The organism is Kosakonia sp. S57 (assembly GCF_016516575.1).
GTDB classification, from domain to species: Bacteria; Pseudomonadota; Gammaproteobacteria; order Enterobacterales; family Enterobacteriaceae; genus Kosakonia; species Kosakonia cowanii.
The window spans coordinates 203,261-219,071 of the sequence record NZ_JACVUL010000008.1 but is presented as its reverse complement, the minus strand read 5'-3'; the positions used below and the strand labels follow the sequence as shown (position 1 = coordinate 219,071).

Here is a 15,811-nt window from a genome sequence, read left to right as displayed (position 1 = left end):
GCATTCACAGAAGTGGCAAGCCTTACTGCTGGTAAAGCTCCAGCGGCAGGCCATCGGGATCGTTAAAAAAGGTGAAGCGTTTATCGGTGCAGGGGTCGATGCGGATCTCTTCACACGCCACGCCCTGGGCAGTGAGATGGGCAACCGCCTGGTCAATATCATCGACGCTGAACGCCAGGTGGCGCAGCCCGCAGGCTTCCGGCCGGCTGGGGCGCGCGGGCGGGAACGGAAAGGAGAAAAGCTCGATAACGTACTGCCCGTTAAGCGCCAGATCGCCTTTCCATGAGTCGCGCGCTTCGCGATAGACTTCACTGAGCAGCGTAAAACCGAGGATGTCGCAGTAGAAGGCTTTGCTCTTTGCATAATCCGTCGCAATGATGGCGATATGGTGAACCTGTTTTAAACCCAGCATAATCTCTCCTTTTTTTGATGCCAGAACGTTACGCCCGCCGCGAAACGCCCGCAACCATTCAGCGCGTTTTTAGGACTCTGACGTAATAACACCCCTCTTCGTCCCGTTTTGCACCGTGAATATCCGTTTCGAATCCCGGATAGTGGCGGCCAATGGCACAGAGCATCAGCAGGAAATCGAGCACTGCCCGGCTCTGCTCGGTGATCATCTCGCCCGGCATCACCAGCGGCACGCCCGGCGGATAAGGCAGGATCATATTGGCGGAAACACGGCCGATGAGCGCTTCCAGCGCCACCGTTTCAACATCGCCACGCACCTGTCGCTGCCACGCCTGATGCGGCGTCAGTTTCATCTCCGGCAACACGTCGAAGGCCTGCAACATCAGGCGCGGCAGATCGTGCTGGCGGATCAGCTTATGGATCCCCTGCGCCAGATCCTGAATGCGCATATTGCGGTAGAAGTCGGGATCTTCTGCGTAGAGATCCGGCAGCATATTGCGCACCCGCAGGTTGAGATCGTAGGCGCGCTTAAACTCCATCAGGCCGCGCAGCAGGCCCATCGCCCGCGTTTTATCAATGCCGATACTGAAGAGAAACAGCAGGTTATAGGGCCCGGTTTTCTCCACCACTACGCCGCGCTCATCGAGGAACTTCGCCACCAGCGCTGCCGGGATCCCTTCGTCGCCCATATTGCCGACCTCATCCATACCCGGCGTCAGGATCGTTACCTTCACCGGATCGAGGAACATATGATCCTCGTCAGCTTCGCGAAAACCGTGCCAATCCGCACCGGGCGCCACCGGCCAGCACTCCGCTTCATCAATCTCTTCCGGCTGCCAGATATCAAAGAACCAGCCATCGGCCTCCTCTTTTAGCCGTTGAACCTCTTTGCGGAAGTGGAGCGCGCGCTCCACGGAGCGGTTAATCAGCCGCTTGCCGGGGTTGCCGCGCAACATCGCCGCCGCCGTTTCGATCGAGGCGACCAGCGGGTAACTTGGCGAGGTGGTGGTATGCATCATAAAGGCTTCGTTAAAAGCATCTTCGTCATATTCACCTTTGATATGAATCAGCGACGCCTGCGAGAAGGCGGCCAACATTTTGTGCGTCGACTGAGTTTCATAGAAGACTTTTCCCGGCACGCGATCGCCGCTCATACCGCTTTTCCCGGCGTAGATCGGGTGGAAGTTGGTATAGGGAACCCAGGCGGAGTCGAAGTGAATCGACGGCACATCCAGCGTCTTTTTGATCCAGTCGGTGTTGTAGAGCAGGCCATCATAGGTGGAGTTGGTGATCACCGCATGCACCGGCCAGCTTGCACCCGGCGTGGCAACAATCTTCTGCTCAATGCTGGCTGAGGTAAATTCACGACGTGGAATACCGCCAAGAATGCCCAGCGCGTTGCGCCCCGGTTTTAGCCACAGCGGCGTGACATCGCTCATCATCAGCAGGTGAGCCAGGGATTTGTGGCAGTTACGGTCAATAAGCAGCGTGCTGCCGGTTGGTGCGGCGTACATGCCGACAATCTTATTTGAGGTGGAGGTGCCGTTCGTCACCATATAGCTCTGCTCGGCACCAAAGGTACGAGCGATATACTCCTCCGCCTCAAGATGCGGGCCGGTGTGATCGAGCAGCGATCCGAGCTCCGTCACCGAGATCGAGACATCCGCTTTCAGCGTATTGCCGCCGAAGAAGTCATAGAAGAGGCAGCCGACCGGGCTTTTCTGGTAAGCGGTGCCCGCCATATGCCCTGGCGTACAGAAGGTGTACTTCCCCTCCTTTACGTAGGTAAACAGCGCCCGGGTAAAGGGTGGGGTAATGGTTTCCAGGTACTCTTTGGTGTATTGCGCGATGCGCGTCGCAATATCATCTGCCACGCTCAGCGCATATTCGAAGAACCACAGCGCCATACGCATATCCTGGGCGCTGACATCCATCGTCGAGTGAGTATTGATAAAACCGTAGAGCGGGAGGTATTCGTTAAGCTGGTTGATCTCGCAGCACAGGTCGAGGTTGTACTCGTCCCAGTCAAAGATCACGCCGCAGATGCGGGGGTTGTGTTCGATAAATTTCAGTAAGTCGGTGCTGTTTCTCGGCCAGATGATCTGAAAACCCTGCGCCTGTAAGGCCTGTTCCAGCTCCTTAATCGGCTCATCTTTGTAGAAAACGCCATGGGGTCCCATGATGGCAATAATATTCACAACTACCTCCGTTAAAAACCTTAGCTAAGCATAGTTGAGGTAAACAGCAGGTATAAAAAAAGCCGCACCCAGGGTGCGGCTCATTATCGCGCCTTACACAGCGTTTCGCTATCAGGCGTAGCCGTAGCTCATCAGACGCTGGTAACGGCGGTTGCGCAGATCGTCTTTGCTCAGCCCTTCCAGATCGGCGAGATCTGCCAGCAGCTGCGCTTTCAGCGAAGCGGCAATCGCTTCCGGGTTGCGGTGCGCGCCACCCAGCGGTTCCGGAATGATAGAGTCGATCAGTTTCAGCTCTTTCAGACGCGGTGCGATGATGCCCATTGCATCGGCCGCCAGCGGTGCTTTGTCCGCGCTTTTCCACAGGATCGAGGCGCAACCTTCCGGGGAGATCACCGAGTAGGTGCTGTACTGCAGCATATTGACCTTGTCGCCAACGCCAATGGCCAGCGCGCCGCCGGAGCCGCCTTCGCCAATCACGGTGCAGATAACCGGCACGCTCAGGCGAGACATTTCACGCAGGTTGCGGGCAATCGCTTCAGACTGGCCGCGCTCTTCCGCGCCCACGCCCGGATACGCACCCGGCGTGTCGATGAAGGTGATGATCGGCATGTTAAAGCGTTCCGCCATCTCCATCAGACGCAGCGCTTTACGATACCCTTCCGGCGCTGGCATACCGAAGTTGCGGCGAATCTTCTCTTTCGTTTCACGGCCTTTCTGATGACCAATGATCATCACCGGGCGACCATCCAGACGCGCGATGCCGCCAACGATAGCTTTATCGTCAGCATAGGCGCGGTCGCCGGCCAGCTCGTCAAATTCGTCGAACGCCAGGCGAACATAATCCAGGGTGTATGGACGCAGCGGATGGCGGGCTAACTGTGCAACCTGCCAGGCACCGAGATCGGCAAAGATTTTACGTGTCAGCTCTACGCTCTTTTCACGTAGACGATGCACCTCTTCGTCGATGTTAATATCCAGTTTTTCATCCTGACGGCCAACGGCGGTCAGAGAATCGATTTTCGCTTCCAGCTCAGCAATCGGCTGTTCGAAATCAAGGAAATTCAGACTCATAGTATTCCTGTATTAGTCAAACTCCAGTTCCACCTGCTCCGAACCAATGAGGCCACGCAGATCGTTAAGTAAACGATCGCTCGGAGAGACACGCCAGGTTGCGCCGAAGCGTAACCGCGCGCGCGCATCCGCCCTCTGGTAATAGAGATGTACTGGAATGGTTCCCGAACGGTGGGGTTCCAGAGACTGACGGAGTCGGTTTAAAAGCTGGTCATCAATTTGCCTGTCCGTCAGCGATATAGCAAGCCCGCGGGCATATTTTTCACGGGCCTCGTCAATGTCCATGACTTCACGGGCGGTCATTTTAAGCCCACCGCTGAAGTCATCAAAGCTGACCTGTCCGCTGACGATGAGTATGCGGTCTTTTTCCAGCAACTGCTGGTATTTATCCAGCGCGTCAGTGAACAACATCACTTCAAGACGCCCGGAACGGTCATCCAACGTACAGATGCCGATACGATTGCCGCGCTTGGTGACCATAACCCGCGCAGCAATGACGAGCCCGGCCGCCGTGGTGACCTTCCCACGTTCGGTCGGATGCATGTCTTTCAGCCTGTAGCCTCCGACATAGCGCTCTATCTCTTTTAAATACTGGTTGATCGGGTGTCCCGTCAGGTAAAGCCCCAACGTCTCCCGCTCGCCCTCAAGCTGAACCTGCTCCGGCCACGGCTGGCAGCTGGCGTAGGATTGCTCGATCTGCTCCGGCTCTTCCGCCAGCACGCCGAACATATCTGCCTGGCCGATCGCTTCCGCTTTCGCGTGCTGATCGGCGGCTTTCAGCGCATCGCCCAGCGAGTTCATCAGCGCCGCACGATGCGGGCCAAGGCGGTCGAACGCCCCGGACATAATCAGCTTTTCCAGCACCCGGCGATTGAGCTTTTTGATATCGGTACGCGCACAGAGATCGAACAGCTCGCGGAAGTAACCGCCGTTGTTACGCGCTTCGATAATCGCTTCAATCGGCCCTTCACCCACGCCTTTGATCGCGCCGATACCGTAGACGATCTCGCCGTCGTCGTTGACGTGGAAGTGGTAGAGTCCGGAGTTAATGTCCGGCGGCAGGATCTTCAGCCCCATGCGCCAGCACTCATCCACCAGCCCGACCACTTTCTCGGTGTTGTCCATATCAGCAGTCATTACCGCCGCCATAAACTCGGCCGGATAGTGCGCTTTCAGCCACAGGGTCTGGTAGGAAACCAAAGCATAGGCGGCGGAGTGCGATTTGTTAAATCCATACCCGGCGAATTTCTCCACCAGGTCGAAAATTTTTATCGCCAGTTCGCCATCGATGCCGTTTTTCTTCGCGCCATCTTCAAAAATGGAGCGCTGCTTGGCCATCTCTTCCGGCTTCTTCTTACCCATCGCACGACGCAGCATATCCGCGCCGCCGAGGGTATAACCGGAGAGCACCTGAGCAATCTGCATTACCTGTTCCTGATACAGGATAATGCCGTAGGTCGGCTCCAGCACCGGCTTCAGGCTCTCGTGCTGCCACTGCACGTCCGGGTAGGAGATCGCTTCGCGCCCGTGCTTACGGTCGATAAAGTTATCTACCATGCCCGACTGCAGCGGGCCCGGGCGGAACAGCGCCACCAGTGCGATCATATCTTCGAAGCAGTCCGGCTGCAGACGCTTAATCAGATCCTTCATGCCGCGGGATTCAAGCTGGAAGACCGCCGTGGTCTCCGAGCGTTGCAGCATGTCGAAGCTCTTCTTGTCTTCAAGCGGGATGGCGGCGATATCCAGCGGCGGCTCGCCCTGCTTCTCGCGCCGGGCGTTGATCATCTCCAGCGCCCAGTTGATGATGGTGAGCGTACGCAGGCCGAGGAAGTCGAACTTCACCAGGCCCGCGTATTCCACATCGTTCTTATCAAACTGGGTAACCGGATGCTGCCCGGCTTCATCGCAGTAAAGCGGTGCAAAATCGGTAATTTTGGTTGGCGCGATCACCACACCACCGGCGTGTTTACCGGCGTTTCGCGTCACCCCTTCCAGCTTGCGCGCCATGTCGATCAGCGCCCGCACCTCTTCATCGGCTTCGTAGATCTCCGGCAGCTGCGGTTCCGCTTCAAACGCTTTTGCCAGCGTCATGCCCGGATCGGGCGGCACCAGCTTGGAGATACGGTCGACAAAGCCATAGGGGTGGCCCAGCACGCGGCCAACGTCGCGGATAACCGCTTTCGCCGCCATGGTACCAAAGGTAATGATCTGCGACACCGCGTCGCGACCATACATATCCGCCACGTGCTCGATCACCTGGTCACGTTTCTCCATGCAGAAGTCGACGTCGAAGTCGGGCATCGAGACACGTTCCGGGTTAAGGAAACGTTCGAACAGCAGGTCAAACTCCAGCGGGTCAAGATCGGTGATCTTCAGCGCATACGCGACCAGCGACCCGGCACCGGAACCACGTCCAGGCCCAACGGGCACGCCGTTATCTTTCGACCACTGGATAAACTCCATAACGATCAGGAAGTAGCCCGGGAAGCCCATCTGGTTAATAACCTGGAGCTCAATGTCGAGGCGCTCGTCGTAAGGCGGGCGTTTCTCGGCGCGCACTGCCGGATCGGGGAAGAGGAATTCGAGTCGCTCTTCCAGCCCCTCTTTCGATTTCACGACCAGGAAATCTTCAGTGGTCATATCCCCGGTCGGGAACTGCGGCAGGAAGTATTCGCCGAGGCGCACGGTGACGTTACAGCGTTTAGCAATTTCGACGCTGTTTTCCAGCGCTTCCGGAATATCAGAGAAGAGTTCGCACATCTCCTCTTCGTTGCGCATATATTGCTGCGGCGAGTAGTTACGCGGGCGTTTGGGATCGTCGAGGGTAAAGCCGTCGTGGATGGCGACGCGAATTTCATGGGCGTCAAAGTCGCCCTCTTCGAGGAAGCGGACATCGTTAGTGGCGACAACCGGCACCCCCTGCGCTTCCGCCAGCGCGACCGCCGCGTGCAGGTAGTTCTCTTCGTCCTGACGACCGGTACGGATCAGCTCCAGATAGTAGCGATCCGGGAAATGGGTTTTATAGAAATCGAGGCACTGCTCGACCAGCGCGCTGTTACCGCGCAGCAGGCTTTTGCCGACGTCGCCCATGCGCGCGCCGGAGAGCAGGATCAGCCCTTCGTTAAGCTCAATTAGCCAGTCGCGATCGATATAGGGTCCCGCCGCGCCGTAGCCGCGCTGATAGGCGCGCGAAATCAGCAGCGTCAGGTTCTGGTAGCCGGTATTGTTGGCGGCGAGGACGGTAAGCTGCGTCAGCTCATCACCAATCAGATCGCACTGCACGTGGAAGTCAGCGCCGACGATGGGCTTGATCCCGGCGCCGTGCGCCGTTCCGTAGAACTTCACCAGACCGCAGAGGTTGGTGAAATCGGTGATCGCCAGCGCGGGCGAGCCAAGGGCGGCCGCCTTCTTCACCAGCGGCCCGGTTTTCGCCAGCCCGTCAATCATGGAGTAGTCGCTATGCACCCGCAGGTGTACGAAACGTGGTTCAGCCATTATTCAATTCCAGCCTGTAGTTTCACGTTCTTAAGAGTCAGGAGACGACGCCCAACGCGCGTCTGACCGGCGCAAAGCTGCGTCGGTGATGCTCGGTTGCGCCATGCTCCGTCAGCTTTTCCAGATGAAAAGCCGTGGGATAGCCTTTATGTTGTGCAAAGCCATACTGCGGGAAGATCGCATCCAGCGCGGCCATTTCGGCATCGCGCGTGACTTTGGCGATAATCGACGCCGCGCTGATTTCCGCCACGCGGCTGTCGCCTTTCACCACCGCCATCGAGGGCATGGCAAGCGCCGGGCAACGGTTGCCGTCAATCAGCACATACTCCGGCGTGATAGCAAGCCCGGCGACAGCGCGCTGCATCGCCAGCATCGTGGCGTGCAGAATATTAAGCTCATCGATCTCGTGCGGCTCCGCGCGGCCGAGACTCCAGGCCAGCGCTTTCTCTTTAATCTCATCAAAGAGCGACAAACGGCGTTTTTCGGAGAGTTTTTTTGAGTCGTTGAGACCCACAATTGGCCGAGCGGGATCGAGGATCACCGCCGCCGTCACAACCGCGCCGACCAGCGGGCCGCGCCCTACTTCATCCACACCCGCAACAAGATGCGTGTGCGGATAAACAAACTCAATCATTTTGCTAACTCCAGTACCGCGTCCGCTGCCTGTTCATCGGCATTACAGCGGATGCGCTGATGCAGCTCGCGAAACAGATCATGCATTTCATGGCGGGTTTCACTGTTCGCCAGCAGCGGTTCCAGTGCGCTCGCCAACGCCTGCGGCTGGCACTCTTCCTGCAACAGCTCTTTAACCACTTCGCGCCCGGCGAGCAGGTTCGGCAGGGAAACATAGGGCGTTTTCACCAGCCGTTTCGCCAGCCAGAAGGTGAAGGGTTTCATACGGTAGCCGACTACCATCGGGCATTTCGCCAGCATGCACTCCAGCGCTGCGGTGCCGGAGGCAAGCAGCGCGGCATCGGAGGCGATCATCGCTTCCCGCGCCTGGCCATCAAGCAGGTGCACCGTCAAATCAGGCGCGACTTCCGCTTTAATGCGCTCAAACTGCTCGCGGCGTTTCGCATTGACCAGCGGAACCACCACTTCCAGCTCCGGGTAGCGCTCACGCAGCAGTTGCGCGGTACGCAAAAAGTCGGCGCTGAGCATCTCGACTTCGGCACCACGGCTGCCGGGCAGCAGCGCCAGGCAGCGCGCCTGCGGGCTAATCCCCAGATGCGCGCGCGCCGCATTTTTATCGGGATCGAGCGGCATGGCATCGGCCATGGTGTGCCCGATAAAGCGGCATGGAACATTAAATCGGTCGTAAAACGCTTTTTCGAAAGGGAGAAACGCCAGTACCAGATCGGTCGCTTTACCAATTTTGAAAACGCGCTTTTGTCGCCACGCCCAGACAGACGGGCTGACGTAGTGAATCGTTTTGATGCCGCGTTTTTTTAAATTACCCTCAAGGGTAATGTTAAAGTCCGGCGCATCAATCCCGACAAACACATCGGGTTGCAGCTCGCTGAATCGACGGGTCAAATCAGCGCGGATATGCAGCAGGCGACGCAGACGTCCAAGCACTTCGACGATCCCCATCACCGCCAGCTCTTCCATCTCATACCAGGCTTCACACCCTTCAGCCTGCATACGCGGGCCGGCAACGCCAACAAAACGGGCGTTGGGCACGCGCGCTCTCAGTGCGCGGATAAGACCGGCACCAAGAATATCGCCGGAGGTTTCTCCGGCGACAAGGGCTATCGTAAGCGGACGCTTGTCGACCATTAACGGATCAGGCCACGCGTCGAGCGCTCAAAGAACTGCATAAACGCATCAACTTCCGGGTGCTTCGCAGCAAGCTCGGCAATCTCCGGTTTTGCTTCGTCGAGCGTTTTACCGCTGCGATAGAGCAATTTGTACGCGTTACGGATAGCCACCAGCGCTTCGCGGCTGAAGCCACGGCGTTTCAGGCCTTCGATGTTCACGCCATACGGCGTGGCATGGTTGCCCTGAGCAATGACATAAGGCGGTACGTCCTGCGCGACGCCGGAGCAGCCGCCAACCATCACGTGCTCGCCAATAATGCAGAACTGGTGAACTGCCGTCATGCCACCGATGATCGCAAAATCACCGATTGTGACGTGGCCGCCCAGCGTTGCATTATTCGCGAGGATGCAGCGGTTACCGATAATGCAGTCATGCGCAACGTGCGAGTTGATCATCAGTAAGTTATCGCTGCCCACCTTCGTCAGTCCAGCGTCCTGTACTGTGCCACGATGGATGGTGACGCTTTCGCGAATGCGGTTGCGATCGCCAATTTCCACGCGGGTCGGTTCACCAGCATATTTCAGATCCTGGTTCACTTCACCGATGGAGGCGAACTGATAAATCTCGTTATCACGACCGATTTTGGTGTGGCCGTTAACAACAACGTGAGATTTCAGTACGGTCCCTTCGCCGATTTCGACGTGAGGTCCCACAATACAAAACGGGCCAATATGAACGTTGGCGCCAATGACGGCACCCTCTTCAACAATGGCGGTAGGATGAATAAAGGCGGTTTTATCAATCACGTATCAGGCCTCCCGGCTACGTGCACACATCATAGTAGCTTCACAAACAACTTTACCGTCAACCATAGCAACCCCTTTAAAGCGGGTCACGCCACGGCGCGTTTTCTCGAAAGTGACTTCCATGATCATTTGGTCGCCAGGCACAACGGGGCGCTTGAAGCGCGCTTCGTCGATACCGGCGAAGTAGTACAGCTCACCCGGTTCCAGTTTACCAACGCTTTTAAACGCCAGAATACCGGTTGCCTGCGCCATTGCTTCGAGGATCAGCACGCCCGGGAAAATCGGTTTGCCAGGGAAGTGGCCCTGGAAAAACGGTTCGTTTACCGTAACATTTTTGACTGCGCGCAGAAAACGACCCTCTTCAAAATCCAGCACACGATCTACCAGTAAGAACGGGTAGCGGTGCGGCAGAAGCTCCAGGATCTCTTCAATGTGCAGAGTATGAGTGTCAGTAGTCAAAATACTCTTCCTGTCTAAATATACAAAAAAGCAATAATAACACGGCCCGCGACATTCCTGAGAATGCCAACAGGCCGGGGAGTATATACACTTTATGCGTCGAGTTGCAGAGGCGTTTTGTCGCTTTTTCTGTTAACCCGAACGCTTTTGTGTACAAGCGTCAGGTGAATGAATTAGTCGTCTTGTTGATTTATCTTGCGTTCGACAGCTTTCAAACGCTTACTCATCTCGTCGATATTCATCACCAGGGCTGCGGTTTTTCGCCACGTTTTATTGGGTTGTAACGGAATGCCGGAAGAATAAATGCCTGGCTCAGTGATAGGACGCATCACCATACCCATCCCCGTTACCGTAACCTTGTCGCAAATTTCCATATGCCCGTTGATTACGCTGGCTCCGCCAATCATGCAGTAACGGCCAATTTTCAGGCTGCCTGCCATGATGACGCCACCGGCAACGGCGGTATTGTCGCCAATCACAACGTTATGTGCAATCTGACACTGGTTATCGATAATTACGCCGTTACCGATACGGGTGTCATCAAGCGCGCCGCGGTCGATGGTGGTACATGCGCCAATCTCGACATTGTTGCCGATGATTACGCGACCAAGTTGCGGGATTTTCACCCAATTTCCGCGATCGTTAGCATAACCAAAGCCGTCCGAACCTATTACCGTCCCCGATTGAACCAGGCAGTTCTCACCAATTTCAATCTCATGGTAAATAGATACGTTGGCCCAAAGACGCGATCCTGCGCCAATTTTCGTATTTTTCCCCACGAAGCAGCCAGGACCGATCACGACGTTGTCGCCGAGGGTCACCCCGGATTCAATCACCGCATTCGCGCCGATAGAGACATTGCTGCCCAGCGTCGCGGTCGGATCGATAACGGCGCCAGGCGCGATGTTCTGCGCAGGCTGCGGCGTGGTATCAAGAATTTGTGCCATACGCGCGTAGGTCAGATAAGGGTTCTTCACGACCAGTGCGGCGCTGTGGGCAAAAGGAAGATCGTCCTGCGTCATTACAACGGCAGAGGCCTGGCATGCGGCCAGGTGTTCACGGTATTTAGGATTTACCATGAAAGTGATATGACCTGCTTCGGCAGATTGCATGGACGCAACGCCGGTGATGACGATATCGCCATCACCGTGTAATTCTGCATCCAACTGCTGAGCTAAATCAGCGAGTCGAATTGAAGGCATTACTTATTTAACCTGTTTCAGTACATCAGCGGTGATGTCTTTCACATCATTGCTGTTGTAAATAACGGCATTGGCAGGGATAACCAGATCCACACCCTGATCGGCAGCAACTTTCTTCACTGCGGACTGGATGCGGGTGACCAGCTTGCCGCGCTCTTCGTTAGAGCGGCGAGCCTGATCCTGCTCAAAAGCCTGCGCTTTCTGAGCGAATGCCTGGCGACCGGAAGTGATATCTTTTTCCAGCTTGCTGCGTTCGCTCGCTTTCATGGTAGAACCGTCGCGCTGCAAACGCTGTGCTTTTGCTTGCAGGTCGGACTCCATGCTCTGCAGTTCGTTGGCACGGCCGCCGAATTCGTTTTTCATGGTCTGAGAAACGCCGGAAGTCTGTGCGACCTGCTGTAACAGGTTACCCATATCAACAATCGCAATTTTGTCAGCAGCTTGAGCCGACGCGGCCATTGCCAGACTTAAACCTGCAGCTAATAACAACTTTTTCACAATTAACTCCTTACCATCCCGTTTGTACCCGGAGGTACAGCTCTTTGCGAGGCTGGGCTTCTTCGAAGCCGCAGCCATCACTACACTGCTTGCGCATTCCTTTGCAGTGCGGCGTTACCAGGTTTTACCGATGTTAAACTGGAACTGCTCCGCTTTGTCTCCATCGTACTTTTTAAACGGCTGGGCGTAGGAGAAGACCAACGGCCCCAATGGGGACATCCATTGTAATGCGATACCGGCAGACATGCGGATATTGCTCGGATCGCTATAATCCGGAATACCCAGCGCTTTCATCTCCGCGGTATTTTGCCAGTTCGTATCCCATACGCTGCCCGCATCCCAGAAGAAGGAGGTACGTACAGAGTTAGCATACTTCTCGCTGATAAACGGCGTTGGCGTGATCAGCTCGGCGCTGACAACACCCATTGCGTTACCGCCCACCGCATCGTCAGACTTACAGAATTTCGACGTGGTAGTGTTACAGTTTTCCAGACCGCTGCCGCCGTAGTAGACCGCTTTCGGACCAATGTTATTGGACTGGAAGCCGCGCACGGTGCTGGAACCACCTGCATAGAAGTTCTCATAGAACGGCATTTCTTTGCTACCGATACCGTCGCCATAGCCCCAACGTGTACGACCCAGAACCACCCATTTGTGATCGTCGTCAATCGGGAAGTAGGACGCGGTATCGACAGTGACTTTGTAGAACTCGTTATCGGAGCCCGGAATCGTCACTTTACCGTTCAGGTTGACGCGTGAACCTTTCGTCGGGAAGTAACCGCGGTCAAGGTTGTTATACGTCCAGCCATAGTTGAAGGTGAAATCATCCGCCGAGTAGCCGTTGCTGTCATCTTTGGTGCTGGCATTCTGCCCCACGGAATCGAGATAACGCCACATGGCGATCTGCGGCTGCATCTTCGACAGGCTGTTGTGCACGTAGCCTAAGCCGGTGCGCAGCGTGTTGTATTCGTTGATCGGGAACCCGAGCGTGCCATCCAGACCATAACTTTTGTTGGTGTAGGATGAGAGGTCCGCGTCGTCCGCTTTAAAGTCGTTGTAGAACAGACGACCGCCGAGGCTCACGCCATCAACCGTGAAATACGGGTTGGTAACCGAGAGTTCCGAGTAGGTCTGGTAGTCGTTCTTGGTGCCGCTGATGCCGACAGAGTAACCGGTACCTAACCAGTTATCCTGCTGCACGCCGACCTGGAAGCTAACGCCGCTCTCCGTGCCGTAACCGACACCAAAGTTGAAGCTACCGGTGTTACGCTCTTTAACTTTGTAGACCACATCAACCTGGTCCGGGCTGCCCGGAACACGCTGCGTTTCGCTATCGACAGTTTCAAAGTAGCCGAGACGGTTCAGACGCTCTTTACCCTGATCGACCAGATCGCTGCCGAGCCATGCCCCTTCCATCTGGCGCATTTCGCGACGCAGAACGGTATCTTTCGAGGTGTCATTGCCTTCAAAGCGGATCTTACGCACGTAGAAACGGTTACCCGCATCGACGTTGATATGCAGCTTAACGGTCTTATCGGCGTCATTAATCTCAGGCTGAGACTGTACGCGCGGATAGGCATAACCATAGCGACCCAGAAGCTTTTTAATATCGTCTTCCATTTTGGTCACTTTGGTGCCGTTGTAGAGCTCGCCCGGCTGAATTTTGGTCAGGCCTTCAATTTCCGCTGAGTGGCCCGCCAGATTGCCGGCAACCTGCACGCCAGAAAGCTTGTACTGATCGCCTTCGGTGACGTTAACGGTAATGTAGATGCCTTTTTTGTCCGGCGTCAGGCTGACCTGCGTCGAATCAATGTTGAAACGGGCATAACCGCGATCCAGGTAGTAGCTGCGCAGGGTTTCAAGATCGCCCGCCAGCTTCTGCTTCTGGTATTTACGATCGCCGACCACGTTCCACCATGGCACTTCATCGCGCAGCTGGAAGTTAGAGATCAGCTGTTCGGTCGAAAACGCGTGGTTACCGACGATATTGATCTGCTGGATCTGCGCGGAGACCCCCTCCTGGAAGACCAGCTTAAGATCGACGCGGTTACGCGGCAGCGGCGTGACGACAGCTTTTACGCTGGCGCTGTATTTACCGACGCTGTAGTAGAAATCTTCCAGCCCTTTTTCAATATCGGAGAGGGTGGTGCGATCCAGTGATTCGCCAACACGCACGCCAGAAGTCTCAAGGTTCTGTTTCAGCATGTCATCTTTTACCGACTTGTTGCCGGAGAAGGTGATGCTGGCGATTGTCGGGCGTTCTTTCACCTGAACGAGAAGGGTATCGCCATCACGCAGGACACGAACATCCTCAAAGTTGCCAGTGGCAAACAGTGCGCGAATGGTGTTACTGATGTCTTCATCATTCACCGTATCGCCTGGACGTACTGGCATACTGAGGAGGGCCGCACCAACGGCGACACGCTGTAGGCCTTCGAAATGAATATCCTTCACTACGAACCCTTCAGCACCGTATACGGTGGCGCTGCTAAACAGCAGCGACGCTATGAGCAACTTTTTCATCGCCATCGTTATTATGCGTTCTTCCTAACAAACTCTCTTACAAGCGAGAGAAATCATTGAAAAGTGCAAGCCCCATTAACAACACCAGCAAAATAGAGCCAATGCGATAACTAAAGTCTTGAACTCGCTCGGATACCGGTCCGCCTTTCAGCTTCTCAATCGCTAAAAACAGCAGATGTCCGCCGTCTAAAACGGGGAGCGGGAACAAGTTGATAATGCCTAAGTTCACGCTTATCAAAGCGAGGAACATCAGGTAGTAAATCAACCCGAACTCTGCTGACATCCCAGCCCCCTGGGCGATAGAGATCGGCCCACTGAGGTTGTTCAGTTTTACATCACCGGTGATCAATTTCCCCAACATACTGACCGTCAGCTTCATCAACTGCCAGGTTTTACCCGTGGCTTCGGCGATGGCGCTGAAAGGCCCGTACTGGCGTACTGTCTTATATTCATCCGGCAGCGGGATAATTTTGGGCACCACGCCCGCAAAACCCTCTGCCTTGTTACCGGGTTTTGTATCCGGTACCAGTGTGACGGACAAGGGAGTCCCCTGCCTGTCCACGTCTAACGCTAACGCCTTACCGGGGTTGTCCCGCACCAGCGTGACAAAGGTGGTCCACTGCGTTAACTGCTGACCCTCGACTTTAACGATCCTGTCGCCTGCTTGCAAACCTGCTTTGCTGGCGGCGGAACCGCTCTGGACTTCAGCGAGCACCGGTTCCAGCTGCGCGGAGCGCGGCCGAATCCCCAGCGACATCACCGGATCGTCCTTATCAGGCGCAAAGGTCCAGTGGCGCAGGTCCAGCACTTTATCCTGTCGATTGTTACTGCCGAAAGGTGCCACGCTGACGGTCGTCTGACTGTCACCGATTTTTGACACCAGCTGTAAGCGCACTGCATCCCAATCAGGCGTTTCGATACCGTCAATGGCTTTAAGTTCCGTGCCGGGTGCAATTTGCGCGCTTGCAGCGATAGAGTTGGGCGTTATTTCACCAATTACCGGGCGAACGCCAGGGACGCCGATGATAAACACCAGCCAGTAGGCGAAGATAGCGAAGATGAAGTTGGCGATGGGACCCGCCGCGATCACCGCGGCGCGCTGGCCAACGGTTTTGTTGTTAAACGCGAAGTGGCGCATCTCCGGGGCGACCGGCTCGACGCGCTCATCGAGCATTTTGACGTAGCCGCCCAGCGGGATCAGGGCGATAACAAATTCGGTGCCCTGCTTATCGAAGCGGCGCCAGAGCGCTTTACCAAAACCAATGGAGAAGCGCTCGACGCGGACGCCGCAGCGGCGAGCAACCCAGAAATGGCCAAATTCATGCACCGTGATCAAAACACCAAGCGCAATAATGAACGCCGCCAGATTCCAGAGAATGCTCAGCAT

The 15,811-nt window shown here is 55.8% G+C and carries 12 protein-coding genes; all 12 read right to left on the bottom strand.

Annotation, left to right across the window (positions count from 1 at the left end):
* Positions 1 to 22 precede the first annotated feature (22 nt).
* Positions 23 to 412, bottom strand: coding sequence for a VOC family protein (locus IAE48_RS10350; RefSeq protein WP_042711996.1), 390 nt, complete (start codon positions 410 to 412; stop codon positions 23 to 25).
* A gap of 58 nt (positions 413 to 470) precedes the next feature.
* Positions 471 to 2,609, bottom strand: a complete 2,139-nt coding sequence (locus tag IAE48_RS10345) for a lysine decarboxylase LdcC (protein ID WP_200134272.1) — start codon at positions 2,607 to 2,609, stop codon at positions 471 to 473.
* Between the two features lie 111 nt (positions 2,610 to 2,720).
* On the bottom strand, positions 2,721 to 3,680 hold the full coding sequence (gene accA / locus IAE48_RS10340) for an acetyl-CoA carboxylase carboxyl transferase subunit alpha (protein WP_023480513.1): 960 nt from the start codon (positions 3,678 to 3,680) through the stop codon (positions 2,721 to 2,723).
* A 12-nt stretch (positions 3,681 to 3,692) separates the two neighbouring features.
* A complete protein-coding gene (gene dnaE, locus IAE48_RS10335; RefSeq protein WP_094419397.1) occupies positions 3,693 to 7,175 on the bottom strand; it encodes a DNA polymerase III subunit alpha in 3,483 nt (1,160 codons plus the stop codon).
* Between the two features lie 37 nt (positions 7,176 to 7,212).
* On the bottom strand, positions 7,213 to 7,809 hold the full coding sequence (gene rnhB, locus IAE48_RS10330) for a ribonuclease HII (RefSeq protein ID WP_042712004.1): 597 nt from the start codon (positions 7,807 to 7,809) through the stop codon (positions 7,213 to 7,215).
* Positions 7,806 to 8,954, bottom strand: coding sequence for a lipid-A-disaccharide synthase (gene lpxB / locus IAE48_RS10325; protein ID WP_200134271.1), 1,149 nt, complete (start codon positions 8,952 to 8,954; stop codon positions 7,806 to 7,808). Before lpxB ends, rnhB begins: the two co-directional genes overlap by 4 nt.
* Positions 8,954 to 9,742 carry an acyl-ACP--UDP-N-acetylglucosamine O-acyltransferase gene (lpxA, locus tag IAE48_RS10320; protein WP_054802825.1) on the bottom strand — a complete coding sequence of 263 codons (789 nt, stop codon included), beginning with the start codon at positions 9,740 to 9,742 and terminating at the stop codon, positions 8,954 to 8,956. Before lpxA ends, lpxB begins: the two co-directional genes overlap by 1 nt.
* Before the next feature lie 3 nt (positions 9,743 to 9,745).
* Complete coding sequence (fabZ, locus tag IAE48_RS10315) at positions 9,746 to 10,201, bottom strand: 3-hydroxyacyl-ACP dehydratase FabZ (RefSeq protein ID WP_023480493.1); 456 nt, start codon at positions 10,199 to 10,201, stop codon at positions 9,746 to 9,748.
* A 173-nt stretch (positions 10,202 to 10,374) separates the two neighbouring features.
* Positions 10,375 to 11,403 carry a UDP-3-O-(3-hydroxymyristoyl)glucosamine N-acyltransferase gene (lpxD, locus tag IAE48_RS10310; RefSeq protein ID WP_200134270.1) on the bottom strand — a complete coding sequence of 343 codons (1,029 nt, stop codon included), beginning with the start codon at positions 11,401 to 11,403 and terminating at the stop codon, positions 10,375 to 10,377.
* 3 nt (positions 11,404 to 11,406) lie between these two features.
* Entirely contained in the window at positions 11,407 to 11,901 is a 495-nt protein-coding gene (skp, locus tag IAE48_RS10305) for a molecular chaperone Skp (protein WP_023480303.1), read from the bottom strand.
* Positions 11,902 to 12,015: 114 nt separating this feature from the next.
* On the bottom strand, positions 12,016 to 14,430 hold the full coding sequence (gene bamA, locus IAE48_RS10300; RefSeq protein ID WP_200134269.1) for an outer membrane protein assembly factor BamA: 2,415 nt from the start codon (positions 14,428 to 14,430) through the stop codon (positions 12,016 to 12,018).
* A 31-nt stretch (positions 14,431 to 14,461) separates the two neighbouring features.
* Positions 14,462 to 15,811 (bottom strand): sigma E protease regulator RseP, encoded by a 1,350-nt coding sequence (rseP, locus tag IAE48_RS10295; protein WP_054802823.1) that lies wholly within the window; start codon positions 15,809 to 15,811, stop codon positions 14,462 to 14,464.

Bases quoted from the DNA above. Each gene is read 5' to 3' on its own strand.
- rseP (WP_054802823.1), bottom strand. From the start codon at position 15,811: ATGCTGAGCATTCTCTGGAATCTGGCGGCGTTCATTATTGCGCTTGGT.
- IAE48_RS10350 (WP_042711996.1), bottom strand. From the start codon at position 412: ATGCTGGGTTTAAAACAGGTTCACCATATCGCCATCATTGCGACGGAT.
- lpxB (WP_200134271.1), bottom strand. From the start codon at position 8,954: ATGGTCGACAAGCGTCCGCTTACGATAGCCCTTGTCGCCGGAGAAACC.
- accA (WP_023480513.1), bottom strand. From the start codon at position 3,680: ATGAGTCTGAATTTCCTTGATTTCGAACAGCCGATTGCTGAGCTGGAA.
- dnaE (WP_094419397.1), bottom strand. From the start codon at position 7,175: ATGGCTGAACCACGTTTCGTACACCTGCGGGTGCATAGCGACTACTCC.
- lpxD (WP_200134270.1), bottom strand. From the start codon at position 11,403: ATGCCTTCAATTCGACTCGCTGATTTAGCTCAGCAGTTGGATGCAGAA.
- bamA (WP_200134269.1), bottom strand. From the start codon at position 14,430: ATGGCGATGAAAAAGTTGCTCATAGCGTCGCTGCTGTTTAGCAGCGCC.
- rnhB (WP_042712004.1), bottom strand. From the start codon at position 7,809: ATGATTGAGTTTGTTTATCCGCACACGCATCTTGTTGCGGGTGTGGAT.